Origin of the sequence: Saccharothrix syringae, from assembly GCF_009498035.1 — a bacterium.
Lineage (GTDB): Bacteria > Actinomycetota > Actinomycetes > Mycobacteriales > Pseudonocardiaceae > Actinosynnema > Actinosynnema syringae.
The window spans coordinates 5989987-6014262 of record NZ_CP034550.1; the positions used below are offsets into that span (position 1 = coordinate 5989987).

The 24276-nt window shown below is 74.7% G+C and carries 9 protein-coding genes; 3 read left to right on the forward strand and 6 right to left on the reverse strand.

Features of this window, described 5'->3' with window-relative positions:
* Positions 1-5: 5 nt before the first annotated feature.
* Positions 6-12647 carry a type I polyketide synthase gene (locus tag EKG83_RS25630; protein WP_033434781.1) on the reverse strand — a complete coding sequence of 4214 codons (12642 nt, stop codon included), beginning with the start codon at positions 12645-12647 and terminating at the stop codon, positions 6-8.
* A 183-nt stretch (positions 12648-12830) separates the two neighbouring features.
* On the opposite strand from EKG83_RS25630, the gene EKG83_RS25635 reads away from it, so the two are divergent.
* Together EKG83_RS25635 and EKG83_RS25640 are read left to right on the forward strand one after the other, a co-directional pair.
* The gene (locus EKG83_RS25635; RefSeq protein ID WP_228122198.1) at positions 12831-13262 is read left to right on the forward strand and encodes a YybH family protein; all 432 of its coding nucleotides are present in this window, start codon (positions 12831-12833) and stop codon (positions 13260-13262) included.
* Between the two features lies 1 nt (position 13263).
* The gene (locus EKG83_RS25640) at positions 13264-14718 is read left to right on the forward strand and encodes an aspartate aminotransferase family protein (RefSeq protein WP_033434782.1); all 1455 of its coding nucleotides are present in this window, start codon (positions 13264-13266) and stop codon (positions 14716-14718) included.
* An 83-nt stretch (positions 14719-14801) separates the two neighbouring features.
* On the opposite strand, the gene fxlM is transcribed toward EKG83_RS25640, so the two are convergent.
* The 4 genes from fxlM to EKG83_RS48225 are packed head-to-tail and all read right to left on the reverse strand — an operon-like array spanning position 14802 to position 20572.
* Positions 14802-16016, reverse strand: a complete 1215-nt coding sequence (fxlM, locus tag EKG83_RS25645; protein WP_033434783.1) for a methyltransferase, FxLD system — start codon at positions 16014-16016, stop codon at positions 14802-14804.
* Complete coding sequence (locus tag EKG83_RS25650; protein ID WP_228122199.1) at positions 16013-17287, reverse strand: lanthionine synthetase C family protein; 1275 nt, start codon at positions 17285-17287, stop codon at positions 16013-16015. The genes fxlM and EKG83_RS25650 overlap by 4 nt, the downstream gene beginning before the upstream one ends.
* A complete protein-coding gene (locus tag EKG83_RS25655; RefSeq protein WP_033434784.1) occupies positions 17227-20268 on the reverse strand; it encodes a lantibiotic dehydratase in 3042 nt (1013 codons plus the stop codon). The genes EKG83_RS25650 and EKG83_RS25655 overlap by 61 nt, the downstream gene beginning before the upstream one ends.
* A 43-nt stretch (positions 20269-20311) precedes the next feature.
* A complete protein-coding gene (locus tag EKG83_RS48225) occupies positions 20312-20572 on the reverse strand; it encodes an FxLD family lanthipeptide (protein ID WP_211269253.1) in 261 nt (86 codons plus the stop codon).
* Between the two features lie 320 nt (positions 20573-20892).
* On the opposite strand from EKG83_RS48225, the gene EKG83_RS25665 reads away from it, so the two are divergent.
* Positions 20893-22416, forward strand: coding sequence for a peptide deformylase (locus tag EKG83_RS25665; RefSeq protein ID WP_228122200.1), 1524 nt, complete (start codon positions 20893-20895; stop codon positions 22414-22416).
* 523 nt (positions 22417-22939) lie between these two features.
* On the opposite strand, the gene EKG83_RS25670 is transcribed toward EKG83_RS25665, so the two are convergent.
* On the reverse strand, positions 22940-23857 hold the full coding sequence (locus EKG83_RS25670) for a hypothetical protein (protein ID WP_153278377.1): 918 nt from the start codon (positions 23855-23857) through the stop codon (positions 22940-22942).
* Positions 23858-24276: the final 419 nt, after the last annotated feature.

Here is a 24276-nt window from a genome sequence, read left to right on the forward strand (position 1 = left end):
CAGGGTCAGTCGAGCTCGTCGACCAGCGCGAACAGCGCCTCGTCGTCGTCGGTGTCGAGGTCGGGGTCCAGGGCGGGGCGGCCCAGCAGCGCGCGCAGCCGCTCCAGCTCGCGGTCGGCCACGCCGCCGCCGCGGATCAGCTCTTCCAGGCGGTCCACCAGGGACCCGGTGTCCTGCGGCTGCTCGGCCGGGGCCACGAGGGTGCGCAGGTGGTCGGCCAGGGCCTGCGGGCTCGGGTGGTCGAACACCACCGTGGTGGGCAGGTCCAGGCCGGTGGCCGCGCCGAGCCGGTTGCGCAGCTCGACCGCGGTCAGCGAGTCGAAGCCCAGCTCGGTGAACGCGCGCCTGGCCTCGATCGCGGCCGGGTCGTCGTGGCCGAGCACCGCGGCCACCTGCGCCCGCACCAGCTCCGGCAGGTCCGCCGGGGTGGGTGCGCCGCGCTGGGCGGGCACCACGGGCCCGGCGGCGGGCCTGGCGGGGCGGGACCGCACCAGGTCGCGCAGCACGGCGGGCAGGTCGTCGCGGTCGCGCAGGGCGGCCAGGTCCAGCTCGGTCACGGCCAGCACGGGCGCGCCGTGCTCCAGGGCGGCGTCGAACAGCTCCATCGCCTCGGCCGAGGCCAGCGGCTTGAGCCCCATCCGGCCCAGGCGCCTCACGTCGACCTCGGACAGGCCGCCGGACAGCTCGCTGGCGGTCTCCCACAGGCCCCAGGCCAGCGACACGGCGTGCTTGCCCCGCGCCCGCCGGTGCTCGGCGAGCGCGTCGAGGAAGGTGTTGCCGGCCGCGTAGTTGCCCTGGCCCGCGGTGCCCAGCAGGCCGGCGACCGAGGAGTACAGGACGAACGCGGAGGCGTCGCCCAGCAGCTCGTGCAGGTTCCACGCGGCGTCGACCTTGGGCCGCAGCACGGCGTCGACCTGCTCGGCGGTCAGGCCGGCCAGGGTGCCGTCGGCCACCACGCCCGCGGTGTGCACCACGGCGGTGGGCCGGTGCCGGGCCACCACCTCGGCCAGCGCGTCCCGGTCGGCGGCGTCGCAGGCCACCGCGGTGGCGGTCGCGCCGAGGTCGGCCAGCTCGGCGGCCAGCTCGGCCGCGCCGGGCGCGTCCGGGCCGCGCCTGCTCAGCAGGACCAGGTCGCGCACGCCGTGCGCGGTCACCAGGTGCCGGGCCAGGATGCCGCCCAGGGCGCCGGTCGCGCCGGTGACCAGCACCGGCCCGTCGCCCCAGTCGACCCGCTGCCCCTGCCCGGCGGTCCTGGCCAGGCGCGGGGCGAACACCTCGCCGCCGCGCACGGCCACCTCCGGCTCGCCCAGGGCCAGGGCGGCGTCCAGGGCCTGCTCTGAGGCGGGGTCGTCGTCCACCGCCGCCAGCACGAACCGGCCGGGCTGCTCGGTCTGCGCGGTGCGCACCAGGCCGCGCACGGCCGCCTGGTCCACGTCGTCGCGGAGCACCACGGCCAGCCGACCGCCGGCGCCGCGCAGCGCGGCCAGCACCTCGTGCACCGCCTCGCGGCCGGTGCCGGCCACCCGGTGCACGGCCAGGTCGTGCGACCTCGCGGTGGTGACCGGGACCGGGCGCCAGGTCAGCGCGTGCAGGCCGGAGCGCGGCGCGGTGCGGCCCAGCGGCCGCAGCACCAGTTCGTCGGCGGACAGCAGCGGGGCGCCGGCGGCGTCGTGGACGTCCAGCGACACCGCGGAGCCGCGCCGCACCAGCCGGACGCGGGCGGCGGTGCCCGCGCCGTGGGCGGTGACCCCGCGCCAGGAGAACGGCACCACCGGTTCGGCGTCGTCGTCGACCACGCCGGGCAGCAGGGTGTGCAGCGCGGCGTCGAGCAGCGCCGGGTGCACCAGGAACCCGTCGGTGCGGTCGGTGCCGGCGACCTCGGCGAACAGCTCGTCGCCCCGGCGCCACACCGCGCGCAGGCCGCGGAAGGCGGGTCCGTAGCCGTAGCCGTGCTCGGCCAGCCGGTCGTAGGCGCCGGTCAGGTCGACCTCCTCGGCCCCGGCGGGCGGCCACTCCCCCAGCTCCCCGGGCGCGTCCGCGGCGGTGGTCAGCACGCCGGTGGCGTGCAGCTCCCACGGCCCGTCGTCGGTGGCGGCGTGCACGGTCACCGGGCGGCGGTCGCCCTCGGCCGCGCCGACGGTGACCTGGAGCCGGGCCGTGCCCAGCACCAGGGGCGCGGCGAGGGTCAGCTCGGCCAGGTGCGGGTGGCCGACGTGGGCGCCCGCGGCGAGCAGCAGCTCGGCGAAGGCGGTGCCGGGCAGCAGCACGTCGCCGCGCACCCGGTGGTCGCCGACCCAGCCGTTGGCCGAGACGCGGCCGGTGAGCACCACCGACCCGCCGTCGGCCAGCTCGACCGCGGCGCCCAGCAGCGGGTGCCCGGTCTCGCCCAGCCCGAGCCCGGCCGCCGAGCGGCGCGAGCGCGGCGCGTCGAGCCAGAACCGGCGGCGCTGGAACGGGTAGGTGGGCAGGGCGACCCGCCGGGCGCCGGGGAACTCCCAGGTCACCGGGACGCCGCGGGTGTGCAGGGTGGCCAGCGCGGTCAGCGCGCTCTCCAGCTCCGGGCGGCCGCGGCGCAGCACCGGCACGGCGCTGCCGGGCTCGCCGGTCAGGCCCTGGCGGGTCAGGGCGGTGAGCACGCCGTCCGGGCCCAGCTCGACGAACTCGGTGGCGCCCAGCCGCTCCAGGGTGCGCACGCCGTCGAGGAACCGCACGGCCTCGCGGATGTGCCGCACCCAGTAGTCGGGCGAGCGCAGCTGCCCGTCGGTGGCGGGTTCGCCGGTCACGTCGGAGATCACGGTCAGCCGCGGCTCGTGGAAGGCGATGCCGGCCAGCTCGGCGCGGAAGGAGTCGAGCACCTCGTCCATGTGCGGCGAGTGGAACGCGTGGCTGACCGGCAGCCTGCGCACCCGCCGCCCGCGGGCCGACCACTCGTCGACCGCGAGGCTGACCTCCGCGTCGTCGCCGGAGACCACGACCGAGCGGGGCCCGTTGACCGCGGCGATGGCCAGGCCGTCGCGCAGGGTGGGCCGGACCTCGTCCTCGGTGGCCTCGATGGCGGCCATGGCGCCGTCGTCGCGGGCCGACTGCATGGCCCGGCCGCGCGCGGCGACCAGCCGGCAGGCGTCGGCCAGGTCGAACACGCCCGCGACGTGCGCGGCGGCGACCTCGCCCACGGAGTGGCCGAACAGGAAGTCCGGCCGCACGCCGTGGTGCTCGGCGAACCGGAACAGCGCCACCTCCAGCGCGAACAGCGCGGCCTGGGTGAACCGGGTCTGGTCGAGCAGGGCGGAGTCGGCGGAGTCCGGCTCGGCGAACAGCACGGTCTTCAGCGGCCGGTCGAGCACCGGGTCCAGGTGCGCGCACACCTCGTCGAGCGCGGCGCGGAACACCTCCGAGCGGGCGTAGAGGTCGCGGCCCATGCCCACGCGCTGGCTGCCCTGGCCGGTGAACAGGAACGCGACCTTGCCGCGCCCGGCGCCGGTGCCGCGCACGACCGCGGGCGAGTCGAGGTCGGCCAGGCCGCGCAGCAGGGCGGCGCGGTCGCCGACCACGGCGGCGCGGTGCTCCAGCAGCGGCCGACCGGCCAGGGTGAGCGCGGCGTCGGGCGCGGGGACGTCCTCGTGGGCGGCCAGGTGCTCGCGCAGGTTCGCCGCCTGGGCGCGCAGCGCGGTCTCGTCGCGGGCCGACAGCAGCAGCACGGTCGGCTCGTCCGCCGGCTCGCGCTCCGGCAGCGGCGCGGCCTGGGCCTGCTCGACGATCACGTGGGCGTTGGTGCCGCTGATGCCGAACGACGACACCGCGGCCCGGCGCGGCCGGCCGGTGGCGGGCCACTCGCGCGGCTCGGTCAGCAGCTCCACCGCGCCGGCGGACCAGTCCACGTGCGGCGAGCGCCGCTCGGCGTGCAGGGTGCGGGGCATCACGCCGTGCCGCATGGCCTGCACCACCTTGATGATCCCGCCGACGCCGGCCGCGGCCTGGGCGTGGCCGATGTTGGACTTGAGCGAGCCGAGCCGGACCGGTTCCCCGCGGTCCTGGCCGTAGGTGGCCAGCAGCGCCTGCGCCTCGATGGGGTCGCCGAGCTTCGTGCCGGTGCCGTGCGCCTCCACCAGGTCGACGTCCGAAGTGGACAGCCGGGCGGAGGCCAGGGCCTGCCGGATCACGCGTTCCTGGGCCGGGCCGCTGGGCGCGGTCAGGCCGTTGGAGGCGCCGTCCTGGTTGACGGCGCTGCCGCGCACCACGGCGAGCACGTCCAGGCCGCGCTTGCGGGCCTCGGACAGGCGCATCACCAGCAGCAGGCCCACGCCCTCGGCCCAGCCGGTGCCGTCGGCGTCGGCGGAGAAGGACTTGCAGCGGCCGTCGGCGGACAGGCCGCGCTGGCGGGAGAACTCGACGAACGTGCTCGGCCCGGCCATGACCGTGACGCCGCCGGCCAGTGCCATCTCGCACTCGCCGTTGCGCAGCGCCTGCGCGGCCAGGTGCAGGGCGACCAGCGACGACGAGCACGCCGTGTCGACGGTGATGGCGGGGCCCTCCAGGCCGTAGGTGTAGGCCAGCCGGCCGGAGATGACGCTGGAGGTGTTGCCGGCCAGCAGGAAGCCCTCGACCTCCTCGGGGGTTTCGGGCAGGCGCGAGGCGTAGTCGTCGTACATCACGCCGACGAACACGCCGGTGCGGCTGCCGCGCAGGCCCGCCGGGTCCACGCCGGCGTCCTCGAAGGTCTCCCACGCGGTCTCCAGCAGCAGCCGCTGCTGGGGGTCGGTGGCCAGGGCCTCGCGCGGGGACATGCCGAAGAAGTCGGCGTCGAACAGGTCGGCGTCGTGCAGGAACCCGCCCTCGCGGGTGTAGCTGGTGCCCAGCTTCTCCGGGTCCGGGTCGTAGAGGGCGTCGAGGTCCCAGCCGCGGTTGGTCGGGAACGGGGTGACCGCGTCGCGGCCCTCGGCCACCAGTTGCCACAGGTCCTCCGGCGAGCGCACCCCGCCGGGGTAGCGGCAGGCCATGCCCACGATGGCGATGGGCTCGTCGGCGCGGGCCGCGGTGGTGGTCGTGGTCTTGGCCGGTCCGCTGCCCGCGAGCAGGTGCCGGGCCAGCGCCCGGGGCGTGGGGTGGTCGAACACCAGGGTCGCGGGCAGCGCCAGCCCGGTGGCCGCGATGAGCCGGTTGCGCAGGTCGACGCCCGCCAGGGAGTCGAAGCCCTGCTCGCGGAAGGCGCGGTCGGGGTCGACCGCGGCGCCGTCGGCGTGGCCGAGGGCGGCGGCGGCCGCGGCGCGCACCAGCTCCAGCGCGGACTCGGCGGTGAGCGCGGCGGCCTTGGCGGGCCGGGCGGTCCGGCGCCGGACCAGGCCCAGCAGCGGCGCGGGCACGACGCCGTCCGGGTCGACCCTGGCCGGTTCCAGGGTGGCGGGCACCAGCAGGGCCCGGTCGTCGGCCAGGGCGCGGTCGAGCAGGGCCAGGCCGCGTTCGGCGGTCAGCGGCGCCACGCCGGCGCGGGCCCAGCGGGCGAGGTCGGCCTCGGACAGGGTCTCGCCCATGCCCGCCTCCCACAGGCCCCAGGCCAGCGAGGTGGCCTTGAGGCCGCGGGCGCGGCGGTGGGCGGCCAGGGCGTCGAGGTAGGTGTTGGCCGCGGCGTAGTTGGCCTGGCCCGCCGTGCCCAGCACCCCGGAGATCGAGGAGAACAGCACGAACAGCGGCACGTCGCCGGCCAGCTCGTGCAGGTGCCGGGCGGAGTCGGCCTTGGCGGTGAGCACCCGGTCGACCTGCTCGTCGGTGAGCGCGGTGGTCGTGGTGTCGTCCAGCACGCCGGCGGCGTGCACGACCGCGCCCAGCTTTTCGCCGGCCAGCAGCGCGGCCAGCGCGTCGCGGTCGGAGACGTCCACGGCGGCGACGCGGGCGCCCAGCTCCTCGGCCAGCTCGCGGGCGCCGGGCGCGTCCGGGCCGCGGCGGCTGACCAGCAGCAGGTCGCGCACGCCGTGCCGGTCGTGCAGGTGCCGGGCCACCAGCGCGCCCAGGCCGCCGGTGCCGCCGGTGACCAGCACCGTGCCGTCGACCTCCAGCGGCGCGGCCTCGGGCAGCTCGGCGCGGGCCAGGCGGGGCACCAGGAATTCCCCGCCGCGCACCGCGACCTGCGGTTCGCCGGTGGACGCGGCGGCCCGCGCCTCGTCCTCGTGCTCGGCGTCGACGACGACCACGCGGTCGGGGTGCTCGGACTGCACCACGCGCACCAGGCCCCACACCGCGGCGCCGGCCAGGTCGTCGACCCGGTCGCCGGGCCGGGCGGCCACCGCGCCGCGGGTGCGGAGCACCAGCCGCTCGTCGGGGCCATGTTCGGCGGCGAGCCAGTCCTTGACCACCGCCAGCGCGTGGCGCACAGCGTCCTTGGGGTCGTCGGTGGCGGCGGTGGGCACCACCACGTGGTCGGCGACCCGCGCGGGCGCGGGCACGGCGGTCCAGTTCAGCGCGAACGCGGTGCCGGCGGCCAGGCCGTCGCGGGCGACCTCGCGCAGGGTGATGCCCTCGACCGAGCCGACCGGCACGCCCGCGCCGTCGAGCAGGTCGATGGTGAACGCGTCGTCGCCGGTGGGCGTCATGCGCACGCGCAGCGCGGTGGCCTGCGGGGCGTGCAGCTCCACGCCCCGCCAGGCGAAGGGCAGCCGGATGCGGCCCTGGCCGGCCGGGCGCAGCACCAGCGGGTGCAGCACGGCGTCGAGCAGGGCGGGGTGCACCAGGAAGCCGCGCTCGGCGCCCGGCACGGAGACCTCGGCGTAGATCGTGTCGCCGTCGCGCCACAGGCGCTGGAGGCCGCGGAACACGCCGTCGTAGTCGTAGCCCAGCGCGGCGAGCCGGTCGTAGGCGTCGGCCACCGGCTCCTCGACCGCCTCGGGCGGCCAGGGGAACGCCTCCGGCGCGGCGCCGGCCGGGGCGAGCGAGCCGGAGGCGTGCCGCTGCCAGGAGTCGGTGCGGGAGTGCACGGCGAAGCGGCCCTCGCGCACCGAGACCTGGACCCGGACGGTGCCGTCGGCGGGCACCACCAGCGGGGTCTCCAGCACCAGGTCCTCCACCCGGGGCAGGCCGACCCGCTCGCCCGCGGCCAGCGCCAGCTCCAGGAACGCGGTCGCGGGCACCAGCACGGCGCCGTTGACCACGTGCCCGGCCAGCCACGGCTGGGCGGTCAGCGACACCTCGCCGGTGAGCACCAGCTCGTCGCGCTCGGCCAGCTCCACCTCGGTGGTGACCAGGCCGGCGGCGCGACCGCGCGGCTCCAGCCAGTACCGCTGGTGCTGGAAGGGGTAGGTGGGCAGGTCGGCGCGGGCGTCGCCGGGGGCGAACGAGGCCAGGTCCAGGGCCGCGCCGTGGGCGTGGGCCTGGGCGAGGCCCTGCACCGCGGTGGCCGGCTCGGGGCGCCCGGCCCGGCCCAGCGCGACCGCGGCGGTGACGCCGGCGGCGCGGGCCAGCGGCGCGAGCACCGCGTCCGGTCCGACCTCGACGAACACGTCCGCGCCGCGCTCCCGCAGGCCGCGCACGGCGTCCAGGAAGCGGACCGCGGCGCGGATCTGGCGGGTCCAGTGCTCGGCCGAGGGCTCCAGCAGTTCACCGGTGACCGTGGAGACCACCGGGACGGTCGGCCGGTGGTAGGTGATCGTCTCGGCGACGGCGCGGAACTCCTCCAGCAGGTCGTCCATGTGGTGGGAGTGGAAGGCGTGGCTGACCGAGAGCCTGCGGGAGCGCGGGAACCGCGCGGCGAACGCCAACACCGCGTCCTCGTCGCCGGCGACGACCACGGACTCCGGGCCGTTGACCGCGGCCAGGGACACGCCCTCGGGCAGGTCCAGGTCCTCCTCGCGGGCCTGGACGGCGACCATCGCGCCGCCCGCGCGGGCCGACTGCATCAGCCGGCCGCGGGCGGCGACCAGCTTGGCCGCGTCCTCCAGGGACAGCACCCCGGCCACGTGCGCGGCGACCAGCTCGCCGATGGAGTGCCCGGCCAGCAGGTCGGGCCGCAGCCCGTGGTGCTCGGCCAGGCGGTGCAGGGCGACCTCGAAGGCGAACAGCGCGGGCTGGGTGTAGCGGGTCTCGTGCAGCTCGGGCGCGTCGCCGAACATCACCTCGCGCAGCGGCCGGTCCAGGTGCGGCTCGAAGGCGGCGACCACCTCGTCCAGCGCCGCGGCGAACACCGGGTGCGCGTCGTACAGCTCGCGGCCCATGCCGTTGCGCTGCGCGCCCTGGCCGGTGAACAGCACGGCGGTGCGCGCGTCGGGCACGGCGCGGACCGGCACGACCTGGGACAGGCCGGCGGCGAAGTCGGCGGCGGTGGTGCCCACGACGACGGCGCGGTGGTCGAAGCGGGTGCGGGCGGCCAGCGCGTTGGCGACCGCGGCGACGTCCGGGTTCTCCAGGGCCGCCAGCTGCCGCGCCTGGGCGCGCACCGCGTCCTCGGTGTGGCCGCCGAGCAGCCACGGCACCGGGGTGGCGACCTCGGCGCGCGGTTCGGGGCGCTCCGGGTCGCCCTCCTCCAGCACCAGGTGGGCGTTGGTGCCGCTGATGCCGAACGACGACACCGCCGCCCGGCGCGGCCGGTCGCCGCGCGGCCACTCGCGGGCCTCGGTCAGCAGCTCCACCGCGCCCGAGGACCAGTCCACGCGCGGGGTGGGCTCGGCGACGTGCAGGGTGCGCGGCATCAGGCCGTGGCGCATGGCCTGGACGAGCTTGATCACCCCGCCCACGCCCGCGGCGGCCTGGGTGTGGCCGATGTTGGACTTGAGCGAACCGAGCCGCAGCGGTTCGGCGCGGTCGCGGCCATAGGTGGCCAGGATCGCCTCGGCCTCGATGGGGTCGCCCAGCGAGGTGCCGGTGCCGTGCGCCTCGACCACGTCGACCTCGTGCGCGGGCACGCCCGCGTCGTCGAGCGCCTGCCGGATGACGCGCTGCTGGGCCAGGCCGCTGGGCGCGGTCAGGCCGTTGGAGGCGCCGTCGTTGTTGATGGCGCTGCCGCGGATGACGGCGAGCACCCTGTGCCCGTTGCGGCGGGCGTCGGACAGCTTCTCCAGCACCAGCAGGCCCACGCCCTCGGCCCAGGCGGTGCCGTCGGCGTCGGCGGAGAAGGACTTGCAGCGGGCGTCGGCGGCCAGGCCGTGCTGGCGGGAGAACTCCAGGAACATGCCGGGGGTGGCCATGACCGCGACGCCGCCGGCGAGGGCGGTGCCGGACTCGCCGCTGCGCAGCGACCGCACGGCCAGGTGCAGCGCGACCAGCGAGGAGGAGCAGGCGGTGTCGACGGTCAGCGCCGGGCCGACCAGGCCGAGCTGGTAGGCGATGCGGCCGGACATCACGCTGGGCGCGGCGCCGGTGAGCACGTGCCCCTCGGCCTGCTCGTCGGCCTCGTGCATGCGGGGGCCGTAGTCGCCGGCCGTGCCGCCGATGAACACGCCGGTGCGGCTGCCGCGCAGCGACTCCGGGTCCAGTCCGGCCCGCTCCAGGGCCTCCCAGGCGGTCTCCAGCAGCAGGCGCTGCTGCGGGTCCATCACCAGGGCCTCGCGCGGGGAGATGCCGAAGAAGGCCGGGTCGAACCCCGCCGCGCCGGCCAGGAAGCCGCCCTCGCGCACGGAGCTGGTGCCCGAGCGGTCGCCGTCCGGGGAGTACAGGTCCGGCGACCAGCCGCGGTCGGCGGGGAACGGGCCGATGGCGTCGCGCTCCTCGACCAGCAGCCGCCACAGCTGCTCGGGGGAGGTGACGTCGCCGGGGTAGCGGCACGCCATGCCGATGATGGCGATGGGTTCGGTGCTCTCCCCGGCGGTCGTCCCGGCCGTCGCGTCGTGGTCGCCGGAGGTCAGGTGGTCGATCAGCGCGCGGGGCGTGGGGTGGTCGAACAGCACGCCGGTGGGCAGCGGGCGGTCCAGCGCGGCGGACAGGTTCTCGCGCAGCTCCACGCCCATCAGCGAGTCGAAGCCCAGGTCGCGGAAGGGCAGCCGCAGGTCGACGCGGTCGGCGTCGCGGGCGCCCAGCACGGCGGCCACGTGCGCGCGCACCAGGGCCGCCATGTCCCGGTTCACGGTCCGGTCCGCGGTCTTGGCCGGCGCCGCGGCCGGAGTGGCGGTGACCGTGGTGGCAGGCGTGGCGGCGGGCTGGTCGTCGAGCCAGTACCGCTCGCGCTGGAACGGGTAGGTCGGCAGGTGCACCCGCCGCGCGCCCGTGCCCGCGTAGACGCCCGCCCAGTCCACGGCCGCGCCGCGCACGTGCGCCGCGCCGAGCGCGGTCAGCGCGGTGACCTGCTCGTCCGCGCCCGCCCGCATCATCGGGAACGCGCGGGCGCCGGTCGCGGCCGCGAGCGCGGACAGCACGCCGTCCGGACCGGCCTCGACGAACGTCCCGACCTGGGCGGCGCGCACCGCGTCGAGGAACCGGACGGGCTCGCGCACCTGGCGCACCCAGTACCCGGGGTCGGTCAGGTCCTCCCCGCGCCCGGTGACCGTCGAGACCACCGGGATGCGCGGCGCGTGGAACGCCAGGCCCGACACGACCTCGCGGAAGGCGTCGAGCATGGGGTCCATCAGCTGGGAGTGGAACGCGTGGCTGACGGTGAGCCGCTTGGTGCGGTACCCCTTGGCGCGCAACGCCTCGGCGTAGGCCGTGGTCGGTTCCTCCGCGCCGGACAGCACCACCGCGCGCGGCCCGTTGACCGCGGCCAGCGACACGCCCTCGGGCAGGTCCAGCTCGTCCTCGGCCGCCTCGACCGCGACCATCGCGCCGCCGGCGGGCAGGGCCTGCATGAGCTTCCCGCGCGCGGTGACCAGCTTCGCGGCGTCGGCCAGGGACAGCACGCCCGCCACGTGCGCGGCGGCGATCTCGCCCACGGAGTGGCCCACCAGCACCGAGGGCCGCAGGCCCCAGGACTCGGCCAGCCGGTAGGCGGCCACCTCCACGGCGAACAGCGCGGGCTGGGTCCACCCGGTCTCGTCCAGCCCCTCGCCGGAGGCGATCACCTCGCGCAGTTCCGGGTCGAGGTGGGCGCAGACCTCGTCGAACGCGGCGGCGAAGGCCGGGAACGCCCGGTACAGCCCCTCCCCCATGCCGGCGCGCTGCGCGCCCTGGCCGGTGAACAGCACGCCGAGCGGGCCGTCGCCGACCGCGCCGGTCACCACGCCGGGCGCGGGGGTGCCGGCGGCGAGCGCGTCCAGGCCCGCGTCCAGGGCGTCGCGGTCGGCGGCGACCACGACGGCGCGGTGCTCGAAGGCGGTGCGGGTGGTGGCCATGGAGAAGCCGAGGTCGGCCGGTGCGCCGGGGGTGGCGCGCAGCCGGGCGGCGTGGGCGCGCAGGGCCTCGGGGGTGCGACCGGACACCGGCACGGCGACGGGGGTGTCGGCCGGGGTGTCGGTCCGCGGCGTGCGCGCGGGCGCCTCGGTCAGCACGACGTGGGCGTTGGTGCCGCCCATGCCGAACGAGCTGACGCCGGCGACCAGCAGCCGGTCCGGGTGCGGCCACGGGGTCGGTTCCGTCTGCACGACCAGGCCCAGCTCGTCGAGCGGGATGGCGGGGTTGGGCGTCTCGTGGTTGAGGGTGGCGGGCAGCACGCGGTGCCGGATCGCCAGCACGGTCTTGACCAGGCCCGCGATCCCGGCCGCGCCCTCCAGGTGGCCGATGTTGGTCTTGACCGAGCCGACCGGCAGCGGCTCGCCGCGGCTCGCGAACACCGCGCCCAGCGCGGCCGCCTCGACCGGGTCGCCCACCGGCGTGCCGGTGCCGTGCAGCTCGACGTACTGCACCTGCTCGGGCGAGACGCCCGCGCGGCGCTGCGCGGCCCGCACCACCTGCTCCTGGGCCCTGGCGTCGGGCACGGTCAGACCGGGCGTGGCGCCGTCGTTGTTGACCGCGCTGCCCCGGATGACCGCGTACACGTCGTCGCCGTCGGCCAGGGCGCGCGCCAGCGGCTTGAGCACGACCACCGCCGCGCCCTCGCCGCGCACGTAGCCGTTGGCGCGGGCGTCGAAGGTGTAGCAGCGGCCGTCCGGGGACAGCCCGCCGAACCGGCGCGCGCCCTCGGCGCCCTCGGCCAGCACGTTGAGGTTCACGCCCGCCGCGATCGCCAGCGGCGCCTCGCCCGAGCGCACGCTCTGCGCGGCCAGGTGCACGGCCACCAGCGAGGACGACTGCGCGGTGTCGACCACGACGCTGGGCCCGTGCAGGTCCAGCGCGTAGGACACGCGGTTGGCGATGATGCCGCGGTGGGTGCCGGTGTTGGTGTGCTGGGTGATCCGGCCCCGGCCCAGCGCCAGGGTCGCGTAGTCGTCGCGCAGCGCGCCGACGAAGACCGCGGTCGCGGTGCCCGCCAGGTCGGCGGGCACGATGCCCGCGTCCTCCAGGGCCTCCCAGGCCAGCTCCAGCACCAGCCTCTGCTGGGGGTCGGTGGCCGCGGCCTCGCGCGGCGAGATGCCGAAGAACGCCGCGTCGAAGTCGCCGACCGAGTCGAGGAACGCGCCCCGGCGCGTGCCGCGGTCGGCCCGCACGTCGGCCGTCAGCGCCTCCCACCGGTGCGGTGGCAGCTCGCCCACGGCGTCGCGGCCCTCGCTGAGCAGCCGCCAGAACGCGGCGGGGTCGGCCGCGTCCGGCAGGCGGCAGGACACCCCGACCACCGCGACCGCGTCATCCAGGTTCGCCATCGACTGTCCTTCCCGAGCAGAGGACTTCTTCTCCGGGGACATTCCTACCGAGCAATTCCAACCGGCCAGTCACAAAGCGGTCGTCGGCTGTTCCAGGGGGCGGCGAATTACCGACGTGTGACCGGTGCCCGGTTAGCGTCGGCGGCGCCGTATCCCCTTCTCGCGAAAAGGACTGGTTCGACCGTGACCGCGATCCTGAAGAAGTTCGAGGCCCCGACCGACCCGCTGGAGATGACCGCCCTCTACGTGCGCGCCGTGAACGAGGGCGACGTCGACGCGGTGCTCTCGCTCTACACCGAGGACGCGGTCTCGGTGTGGGACCCGGAGAAGCCGATCAGCGGCGAGGAGCACGAGCAGACGATCCGGGAGTTCATGACCAAGAACCCGGTGATGACGGCCGAGGTCAAGGAGTCCTACGTGACCGGCGACACGGTCCTGCTGGTGGTGGACTGGAAGTTCGACATCGAGGGCGAGGAGTCGATCAGCGGCACCGGCCTGGACGTGCTGCGCAAGTGCCCCGACGGCCGCTGGCGCTACGCCATCGACAACCCGTTCGGCGACAACGACCCCGTGCAGGAGGACGCCGCGGAAGGCGACTCCGCCGCCGAGGGCTGAGATGGCGCTGGAGCTGGCCGAGGCCCACCTGCGCGGGCTGCTGTCGCAACTGGGCCTGGACGCGGAGTACGTGCGGGGCGAGGGCGACACCCTGTGGTGGCGCACCCCGTCCGGGGACGTGCCGGTGGTGGACTACGTGGGCGGCTACGGCTCCCTGGTGCTGGGCCACAACCACCCAGCCCTGGTCGAGCGGGCCAGGGAACTGCTGGACCAGCGGGTGCCGGTGCACGCCCAGTTCTCCTACCACCCGTACGCCAACGACCTGGCCGCCGCGCTCAACCGGGTGCTGTGGCGCGAGTTCGGCGTCGAGGAGCCGTACTCGGCGATCTTCGCCAACACCGGTGCCGAGGGCATCGAGGTGGCCCTCAAGCACGCCGAGATGGACCGGGTCGGCAGGGTGGCGCGGCTGCGGGCCGAGATCGAGGGGCACCTGGCCTCGGCCGACCCGGAGCTGGCCGCCAGGGCCAGGGAGCACAACGAGGGCCGGTTCGACCTGCCCCCCGTGTTCCTGACCCTGGAGGGTTCCTTCCACGGCAAGCTGGCGGGCAGCGTGCAGCTGACCCACAACGAGGGCTACCGCGTGCCGTTCCGCGGCCTGGCCGCGCAGGCGAGGTTCGTGGCGCCGACCGAGGTGGCCAAGGCCGTGGAGGCCGAGCGCGTCACCGTGCTCGACGTGGTCGACGGCGAGTTGGTCGAACGCGACCTGCCGGTCGTGGCGGCGTTCTTCGTCGAACCGGTCCAGGGCGAGGGCGGCATCCGGGTGCTGGAGGCGGAGGTGGCGGCCGAGATCCGCGCCGCCGCGGACGCGGCCGGGTTCCCGGTGGTCGTCGACGAGGTGCAGAGCGGCGTGGGGCGCACCGGCGCGTTCTACGCGGCCTCGCACATCGGCCTGCTCGGCGACTACATCGTGCTGGCCAAGGCCCTGGGCGGCGGCCTGGCGAAGTCCTCGGTGCTGCTGGTCAGGCAGAGCCGCTACCTGCCGGACTTCGAACTGCTGCACAGCTCGACGTTCGCCAAGGACGCGTTCTCCTGCCACCTCGGCCTGCGCGTGGTCGACCTGCTGGAGGCCGAGGACGGCGCGGCCTACCGGCGGGCGGCGGAGCGGGGCGAGGCGCTGGCCGCCGCGCTGCGGTCGGTCCGCGACGAGTTCCCCACCGTGGTCGCCGACGTCCGCGGCAAGGGCCTGATGCTGGGCCTGGAGTTCCACGACCAGACCGGCGGCACGACCGCGGTGGCCGAGTTCGCCCGCCAGGGCCTGCTCGGCTACGTGCTGGCGGGCTACCTGCTGCGGGAGCACCGCATCCGGGTGTTCCCCACCGCCAGCGCCACGCACACGCTGCGCTTCGAACCGTCGATCCACATCACCGACGAGCAGATCGCCCAACTGGTCACCGGCCTGCGCGCCGCGTGCACCGCCCTGCGGGACCACGACGACCCCGCGATCCTGCCGGCCTGATCCTCCCCGTCAGCCCGGCACTCCCCCGCGGCCCACCGACCTCCCACCCCGGGTCGGTGGGCCGCGGTTTTCCGCTCATCGGGTCAGGTGGAGATCACCAGGCGGACGAACCGCTTGTCGACCACCGGCCCATCTGCCAGTTCTGCGTCGGGGGTGCCTGCCGGGTAGGCGGTGATGACGGCCTGGGCGGTGCGGTCGTGGCTCCAAGTGCGGATCACAGCGCACAGGCGTTCGGCGAGATTCGCCCCAAGCGGGCCGTGGCCGGTGGCGCCGAGTTCGAAGCGGCGTTCGGTGGCCTCGGGTTCAGGTCCGCGCAAGGTGAGGTAGGCCAGGGAGTCGCCGTCGACCAGGGCGGGGCTGCTGAACTTGAACGCGGGGTTGCACAGGCCGGCCTCGACGGCGGCGTTGCCCGCGGCGAAGCGGCAGGTACCGGGTTCGACGCCGGTGAGGCGGGGCCAGATGAGGTCGGTGGATTCCATCGGGGCCACCGACGCGCCCGACCACACCGTGGTGGCTTCCCGGGCGAGGACGCCGTGGAGCGTTTCCGGGTCGATGGGCTGGTCGGGGTCGTAGTGCAGGTCGACGTCGTCGGCGATGCGGGCTGTGCGTTCGCCGTCCTGGCCGTCGCCGATCATGGGGATGAAGCCGCACAGCCGGCTGTCGGTGGCGCGCAGCACCCCGTCCTCCTGCTTGACGAACGCGACGCTGCGGGTCTGCCCCCTCCAGGTCAGCGGCACCACGAGCCGACCGCCGGGGGCGAGCTGGTCCAGCCACGCGGGCGGCAGGTCCCAGGGGCCGACGGTGACGATGATCCGGTCGTAAGGGGCGTGGTCGGGGTGTCCCAGGGTGCCGTCGCCGGTGACGACGTGCACGCGGTCGTAGCCGGTGGCGTCGAGGGCCTGACGAGCATGAGTGGTGACGTCGGGGTGGATGTCGATGGTGGTGACCTGGCCGGTGGGTCCGACGAGTTCGGCCAGCAGGGCGGCGTTGTAGCCGGTGCCGGCGCCGATCTCCAGGACGCGGTGGCCGGGTCGGGCGTCGAGCTGGTCGAGCATCATCGCCACGACCGTGGGCACGGAGATGCAGCTCGCGGGCCTGCCGCCGGGTTCGCCGGGCTTGATGGTGATGGACCTGTTGGCGTACGCGTCCTCGATGGTTGCGTCGGGCACGAACAGGTGGCGGGGCACGGTGCGCAGCGCGTGCTCGATGGTGGCCGAGTGCAGGTGTCCGGCATCGGCGATGTGGTCGACCATGCGGTCGCGCAGCTCGTCCGGCCCGGTGTCGGTGGTGGCGGTCATCCGGTTCCTTCCGCGTCCAGCGTCTTGGTGGCAGGTGGGGTGATGAGCAGGCAGGCGTCCCACCGGAGAGCGGGCGCGGTGGCCGCGTCGCGGGTGAGGGCGATGCCTGCGGTGCCTTCGAGAAGGCCGTTGCCGGTGACCGGTCGGCGGCCGTGCAGGTGGTACTCGAAGCGGGTGTGCAGCTGTGGCAGCAGGGCCGTCAGCTCGCTGTCGGGTCCGGCGTCGGCGGCGGTGCGCCGGGCGGTGTGGACGAGTCCGGCCCAGCCGTGGCAGAGGGAGGCGTCGTCGAGCAGGGCGAGCTGCCGCTCGTCGGTGATGCAGGCGGTCAACGCGTGCTCGGCGGCGCGCTGCCGACGGCGGTCGCCCAGTGCCAGGGCGGCGAGTTGTTGGGCGCGGGCGAGTCCGGGGGTTCCGTAGCACCACGACGGCCGCTGCGCTGCGTGCTGGTCAACGGAGCCGGTGCGCCATTCCGCCGCCCGGATGGTGCCCGGCCACCACGGTCGGGTTGGGGTGCCGCACCGCCACCGGTCCAGCTCACGGCAGATCCGGTCGATCGCCTCGGCCTGTCCGGGAACGGTGATTCCGCTGATCACCGCGTGGGCCAGCAGCGCCAATGGGCCGGCAATACCGTGGGCGATGCCGAGGTTGGCGTGGCCGCCGGGCCACCCGGTCGAGGGGCGGTCGGTGGAGGCGTGGTCGGTCCACCAGCCCGGAAAGGCTTCGCCGGCACGGGTCACGGGCTCGGTGGCCAACCGCACCAGGTAGCCCAGTACCTCCCTCGCGAGCACGCCGTCACCGCCTCGGAGCAGCAGGTACGCACCGAGGCCGGTCAAGCCGTTGATCAGGTCGAACTCGCGCAATCGGGGCAGTCGGCCCTGCTCGACGCGCTGGTGTGCGGCGGTCAGGCGCTGTGCGACGAGGTCGGTGATGTAGCGGTCGAGGGTGTCGATCGCGGCAGCGTAGGCAGGTCGGCCGGCGACCCGAAGGACGAACGCGACCGCCGGAGCGCCCCGGAACAGGCAGGCGTCGGGGTGCGCGGTGATCGGGCGGCGGGTCATCGCCGCAACCCACGGGTGGGCGGTGCTCCACTCGCCCAAGCCCGCACGGGCGCGAACGACGTGCCGCAACGCGATCCCGGCTGCGCCGAAGGACAGGGACTGCCCCCAGTCCGGCGAGGGATCGTGCTCCGGCGGTTGCGGGTTGATTTCGGTCATCGGCTGCCGCCTCGCGCCCGGCGGGCGAGCGCGGCCTGCCTGGCCAACCGGCGGCACGCGTGTTCGCTGTCCGAGTCGATGCCGACGGCCCGGTTGTGGTGCATGTGCAGCAGCGACTCCAGAACGGTGTCGGTGTCCGCATCGGCCGGCAGTTGCACGCGGTAGGCGGCCAGCGTGTCGGCGCGGGACCGCCATGCCTGCTCGACCGACTCCATCCAGCCGGGCAGCTGGCGCAGCGCATCCCGGTCGGTGGCCAGCCGGATCGCCTCGTCGGCCACCGCGCGGTCGATCGCGGCAGTGGTGCGGGTCCGGCGGGCGGTCAGCCAGTCGGCCGCTTCGCCGGGACCGCCGAGGAAGCCTTCGACGATGCCGACCATGCCTGCCGCGACCAGTGCGGTGGGGTGGGCCGCTGTGGCGGGCAGGTTCCGCAGCAGGGCGGCGACCAAGCGGGAGTCGGCGGCGAAGACGTCCTCGGCGGCGGCCAGTGCCGCACCATGCCCGTAGCGGCCGACCTCCGGGTGGTAGGTGTCCAGCACCAGCCGTCCGGTCACGCCTGCCTGCCGCATCCGCTGCGTCCACTTCCCGAGCGCGTTGGTGCACGCAGCGTAGTGGTCAGGGTCGACATGCAGGCGCAGCCGGAGGTGGTGGGTCTCGCGAGGGCTGTGATAGCGCAGGAACCACCAGCCCTGGTCCTCGTCGAGGTCGTCCAGCAGCTCCGGCAGGTGCCGGGCGACGATGTCGTTCATCCGCTCCGGGTGGGTGTGGATCTTTGCCGTGAGCCGGCGCGAGTCCGGGGCGCCGGGCAGGTGCCCGTGGGTGTTGCCCACCTCGGGCAGTGCTCCGCGCAGCGGGTTCGGCGCGGGAGCGCGTGTGGTGACCAGCGGCAACGCGATCTCGTGGGCGTGGTGGTCGAGCCAGCCGCAGTCGGCGACGGGTGTGGCCTCGTGGAGGACGGCTTGGCCGTGCCGGACGAGGTGGGCGTGCAGCAGGGTGGCGTGGGCGGGCTCGTCGAGGGTCAGGCGCAGGGTGCGGTCGGCGTCACGCAACTCGACCACGTCGGGGCAGTCCCACAGCCGCCGCCACCGGTCCGGCAACTGCCGCCAGTCGTCACCGGTCGACAGGTCGGCGGTGGTCAGCCGCCATTGCGCCGGGGACAGCACGGTGCGGCCGTAGCGCACCCGCGGCAGCACCGGCAGGTTGACGTGCGGTCCCCAGTCGAACTGGTACCAGGACGCGCTGAACGCACGCGGCAGCTCGGCCAGGAACCGCGCCAGCGGCGGAGGCTGCTTGTCCAGCGCGAGCGCGTGGAACACCTGCGGCTCGACCACCCGGCGGCGGGACCTGCTGACCAGGTGCAAGCGGTCCCGGGTCGCGGCGACGGCCAGGTCCTCGACGGTGATCAGGGTGGCGGGATCGCCAGGTCCGCGGTGCTCTCCCAGTGGGATGACGTGGTCGAGGTAGGCCGGGACGCGGCAGACGTTCTCCGCCGGCGCGTACTTCGGGCCGAAGCTCAACTGGGCCCGCAGCGCACCCTCGGTCGCGGCGGGTAGCGCCCGGTAGACCTCCGCCAGCCCTGAGCCGGTGGCCGTCGGGGTGAAACGGCTGGTCAGCGTCCCGGCCGAGCGGGCGGGTGCCACGGTGAGGGTGAACTCCCCGCGGTCGACCGCCGCCGCGCCGGCGGCGTGCACGCGAGCGGACAACTCCACGTGCGGCGGGATGTAGCGCTCGTCGAAGTCCTCGCTGGTCAGCGCGGCGATGTCGTCGTCGGTCAGGACGATTTCGCGGGTGCCGTCGGCCATCGCCCGCCAGGCCATCGCCGCCAACCGCTCGTCGCGCCGGGCGAACGCCGGGACCGGCGTGGGCAGCAGGCTGCCGTCGTAGCGGGCCGGGTAGCCCAGGCCGGCGTCCGGGGAGACGAGGTCGAGCAGCGGCACCAGCGTGCCGGTGCCGTACCGGTCGACGAACGCCGCGTGGTACTCCCGCCAGGCCGGATCACCGGTCGGGTGCCGCGTGGTGCGCAGCAACGCCGAGGCCGCGCGCTCCATCTCCTGCGCGACGCCGTCGGGCACGCGGACATCGCTGTCCAGCAGCAGATCCGCGGCCAACGGGGTACGGCCCGCCGAGGACAGACACCGCATGCGGTCCAGGAGCGTGGTGCGCAGGCGGTGCTGCTCGGCGGGCGGGGTGGCGTCGTCGTTGTGGTGGCGAAGCTCGGCCAGGACGACGTCGAGTCCGTCGAGCAGGGTGGTCATGCCGGGCAAGCTCCGGGCGTCGGCATCGCGCAAGCGAGCGATCAAGTAGGCGAATGGATCGGTCACGGTGAACGGTGCGCGCAGGCCGGTCAGCAGATGACCTCGACGCACCAGCTCGGTAAGGGTGTCGAGGGCTCGGCGTCGGTCGGCGGTGAAGTCCTCGGCGAGCCTGTCGACCAGCGCGCCGAACCGGATCGGGGTCGACGCCGCCTCCCTGACCGCGGCGACCACGCTGGTGTGCCGAATCGCCACCCGGTTCGGCCCGTGCGGGACCTCCAGGCGGTCACCACGCCGCACGGCCAGGTCGTTGACGGTCACCTCCAATCGCTCCAGCAGTTCGGGAACGGCTTCGGCGCGAGTGGTGATGTCGGCCAGCCACTCGGTGTTCACCCGCACGGCCGCCCGGTGCTGTCCACCCCACCGCACGCTGGTCCTGTCGGCCACCGTCACCGGGGCCACCCCCGCGAACAGACCGAAGGGCATGGGGCGGCCGATGCCGCGCAGCACGTACCGGGCGACGGACAGGGTCATGCTGCGGACCTGCCGGTCGGACACCGCGTGGCCCAGCCTGATGGCTTCGACGCGGTCGGCCAGCGACGGGCCGGCCTGCCGCACCGCCTCGACCAGACCGGACCGGGACCACATCCGGTCCAGCCACAACCGGCACCCCGGGATGTCGGTCAGGTCGGGCCACCGGTCGGGTGCGTCGGTCAGCGGTGCCGCCGCGGCCCGCAGCAACGCGACCCCCGTGTGCCGGTACAGCGGCCTTCCACCAGCGGAAATCATCGGATCCTCCAGGCTCGTACCGAGCGAGTCCAGGCAGCCCGGCTCATACGCCGCCGGTCACGCACGCCGATGCGCACGTGGGGTCGCAGCCGTCGTTGGTGCCTTCCGTGCACGCACCCTGCGCCCCGTTCGGCACGTCGGTGATGACCTGGACGTCGAGAGCGAACGGGTCGTCGACGGCGTGGAGTTCGGTCGTCGTCATGAGCAGCGGTTCCCTTCGTATTGCTGAGCAGATCACCATCAACCTGACGCGAAAGCCTTGTGGAGCAGGGCTTTCGCACAGGGGTTCGCGCAGATCGGCCACCCGCACCAGGTGAACGGCCCGGTCGGGGCAGGTAGGCACAGGGCGCGGCACAACGCCCGATAGCGACGGCCGAGGTGGGCCGAGCCGTGCGCCGGCGCATCGTTGGCGACGAGGTGCCGTTCGTCGGTGAACACACCCGGCAACGGGCGAACGTCGTTCACGTTCTCCTCCTGGGTGGGTGGCTGCCGGCGACAGCGCCTTGGTGCGGTTCTGCCGCCGAGTGCGACGAGGTCCACGACACCAGCCGGGCCGGCCGTGCCTCTAGGCTGAGGCGTGACTCACGGTGGGTTCACGCCCACTCACGGTCGAAGAAAGCGGGGGTGTTCGTGACCGGTGGGGCGCGTTCGACGAGCGGGGACAACGACGAGATCAACGCCTTCGCGGCGGAACTCACCCGTTGGCGTGACGTGCGCGGGCTGTCCCGCACCGCACTGGCCAAGCTGATGGGCTACGACCGCTCGTACGTATCCAAGGTGGAGTCGGGGCACGAGCGGCCATCACGGGAGTTCGCGCTCCAGGCCGAAGCCGCGTTGAAGGCCGGCGGGGCGCTGCGCACCGCGTTCCGCGAGTACGAGTCAGGCCGCACCGGCAAGTCCCGACCGCCGCTGTCACCCACTCCCGCGGAGCAGTCCGGCGCGGGCAGCCTGGTGGTCGACCACGACGACGCCACCCTGCACTACGACGGGCACACCTACCGGCTCACCCAGCGCCGCCGCCTGGTCAACGGCGGTGCCGAGCCCATCACCCGCTACCTGATCCGCATCTCCGTCGACCGCCACCCCGGCGACCCCGAACGGTCCACCCGCCTCTACAGCACCGACCCGCTGACCTGGGACGAGATCGACCTGCACGCCTGGCACGGCCAGGACCGGGCCGAGCCGATGAGCTGGAGCGCCCACCACGACCGCGACGCCCTCAAAGAGGTCTGGCTGCACTTCTCCGGCGACACCGGCCACTTCCCGCTCTACCCCGGCGAGTCGACCTGGATCGAGTACGAGTACACCGTCCGCGACACCCACTGGGGCAACTGGTTCCAACGCGCCGTCCGGCTGCCCACCGCCAAGCTGTCGGTGTCGCTGAACTTCCCCGCCGACCTCACCCCGGTGGTGTGGGGCCTGCACACCTCCATGACCGCCGAGGCCATGCCCTTCCCCACCGCCATCGACCGCACCATCGACCACGATCGGGTGATCTTCGCCTGGTCCTGCCAGGACCCGCCCCTGCACGCCCGCTACCGGCTCGAATGGGACTTCCGCGGCCGCACTACCGCCGACACCGCGCCCGCGCGCCCCAGCGAAACCATGGCCGCGCTCGGTGTGGTCCAGGACGGCGACCCGCTGCTGCGCCGCACCGCCCGCCCCTTCGACCTGCCCGCCGAGGCCGAGGACGCCCGCCGGGTCATCGCCGAGCTGCACTCCGCCGCCGAACGCATCGCCCACGCCCACACCTTCGGCAAGGGCATGGGCATCGCCGCACCCCAGATCGGCATCGACCGCGCCGCCGCCCTCGTCCGCCCGCCCGGCACCGATCCGATCACCCTGCTCAACCCAAGGATCATCGAGAACGGCACCGAGACCGACGAGCAGTACGAGGGCTGCCTGAGCTTCTTCGACGTCCGCTGCCTGGTCCCCCGACCGATGCAGATCCACGTCGAGCACACCGACATCACCGGCGAGAAGAAGATCACCGTCTTCGACCGCGGCATGGCCCGCCTGGTCGCCCACGAGGTCGACCACCTCCACGGCACCCTCTGCCGCGACCACCTGCCCGACGGACGACAGCCCATCCCGGTCGAGCAGTACCGCGGCACCGGCCAGACCTGGAACTACAGCGGATCGCCGTGAGCGCTGACCACCGCCTGCACCTGCTCAGCATGCCGTGATCGCGCCCGGACGTCACTCACCGGTCCGACTTCTTCCGCCACTGGAAGTCGGTCCGCTCGACCGCAGCGAGCAGTAGCCGCCGCCTCGTCCTCGCCCGGCTTCGGCCAGTCGTCACGCACCTTCTTGCCGAACCGCGAGGCCGAGACCAAGTAAGCAGTGGTCCAGGCTGCCCGGGCGGTCCACTGCCCTCTCTCCCGGTCGGTGGACCGCGGTCATTTCCGCGGGCTTCGCCGACCTTTGCGCAAGATGACCCCCTTGCGGAACTATCGGCCCGGCCGCTGCGTCAACCCGGGACGGGTGCCCGTTCGCCGGGAATGCGTCGCGGCGGGCACGCGGTACGAACTCACGGGGGGTGAGCTGCTGTGACCGGTTCCAACGACCTGGTCGTCAAGCCCGATGCCGAGCCGGGTGGATTCTTCAACGCCGGTACAGGTGACAACGGCTGGGCGACGGGCATCTCCATCGCCGAGTCCGCGATGGACACCTACAACGGCATCAAGGACGGCAACTGGATCCAGGCCGGCCTGGGCATGGTCGGCCTGGCGGCGGACGCCGCGGCGATGGCCATCGACCCGTTCGGGACGCTGCTGTCCTCGGCGGCGGCGTTCCTGATGGAGCACGTGCAGCCGCTCAAGGACATGCTCGACAAGCTGGCGGGCGACCCACCGGTGATCGAGTCGTACTCCACGACGTGGGGCAAGGTCTCCGAGGAGCTGGGGAAGGTCGCCCAGGAGTACGCGGAGGCGGTGAAGTCCGGCACGCAGGGCTGGACCGGTCCGGCGGCCGAGGCATACCTGGCCAACTCCAAGCAGCACTCGGATGCGTTGTCCGGTGCGGCGTCGGCGGCGGGGACCGTGGGCACCGTGGTCGGGATGATGGGCATGGTGGTGGGGTTCGTGCGCGAGGTGGTGCGCGACCTGATCGCCGATCTGGTGGGCAAGCTGATCGCCTGGGTGTTGGAGGCGGTGTTCAGCCTGGGGTTCGGCACGCCGGTGATCGTGGCGCAGGCGGTGACCGCGATCTCGAAGTGGGCCGCGAAGATCGCGAAGATCGTCCAGGATCTGTTGGACACGATCAAGAAGGTCTCGCCGCTGCTCAAGCGTTTGGTCGAGGTCTTCGAGAAGATCATGAAGGTGGTCGGCAAGCTGGCCGGCAAGGCCACCGGCCTGGACGTGCTCTCGCCCAGCAGCATCAAGCACGGCGGGTTCCTGCAACGCGGCAACAGGGGCCTTGACGGCTCGCCGGGCAGCAGCCCTGACGGCAACTCCCCCGACGGGAACACCTCCGGCGGCGACCGCCCCGGCAGCCCTGACACCGGCACCGGCCGCGATGGCGGCACCGGCGACCGGGGCACCGACACACCGTCAAACCGGCCCAGCGGCACCACCACGACGTCCAGCACCGCCCCAACCGTCGACACCCCGCGCCCCGGCCGGGACCCGGACCTGCCGACCGGGAACCCGCGCCCCGGCACCAGCCCTTCCGCCCCCGAGGCACCGCACACCACCTCCAGCAGCTACCCCCCGCGCGGCACCGGCCGCGACGGCGGCACGGCGCCGAACAGCCCGCAGCCGGGCACCTCGCCCTCCGGCAGGACCCCGGGTCACAACGCTCCTGGTCACAGCGCTCCCAGCCATAACTCGCCGAGCCACAGCACCCCCAGCCACAGCACCCCCAGCCACAACTCACCCAGCTACAGCACTCCGTCCGGCGCCCCCGGCCACACCAGCCCGAGCGGAAACGCCCCGAGCCCGACCCGCCCCGATCACACCTCGGCCTCCACCGCCGCCGCACCACCCCGGGCGGACCAACCGCACACCC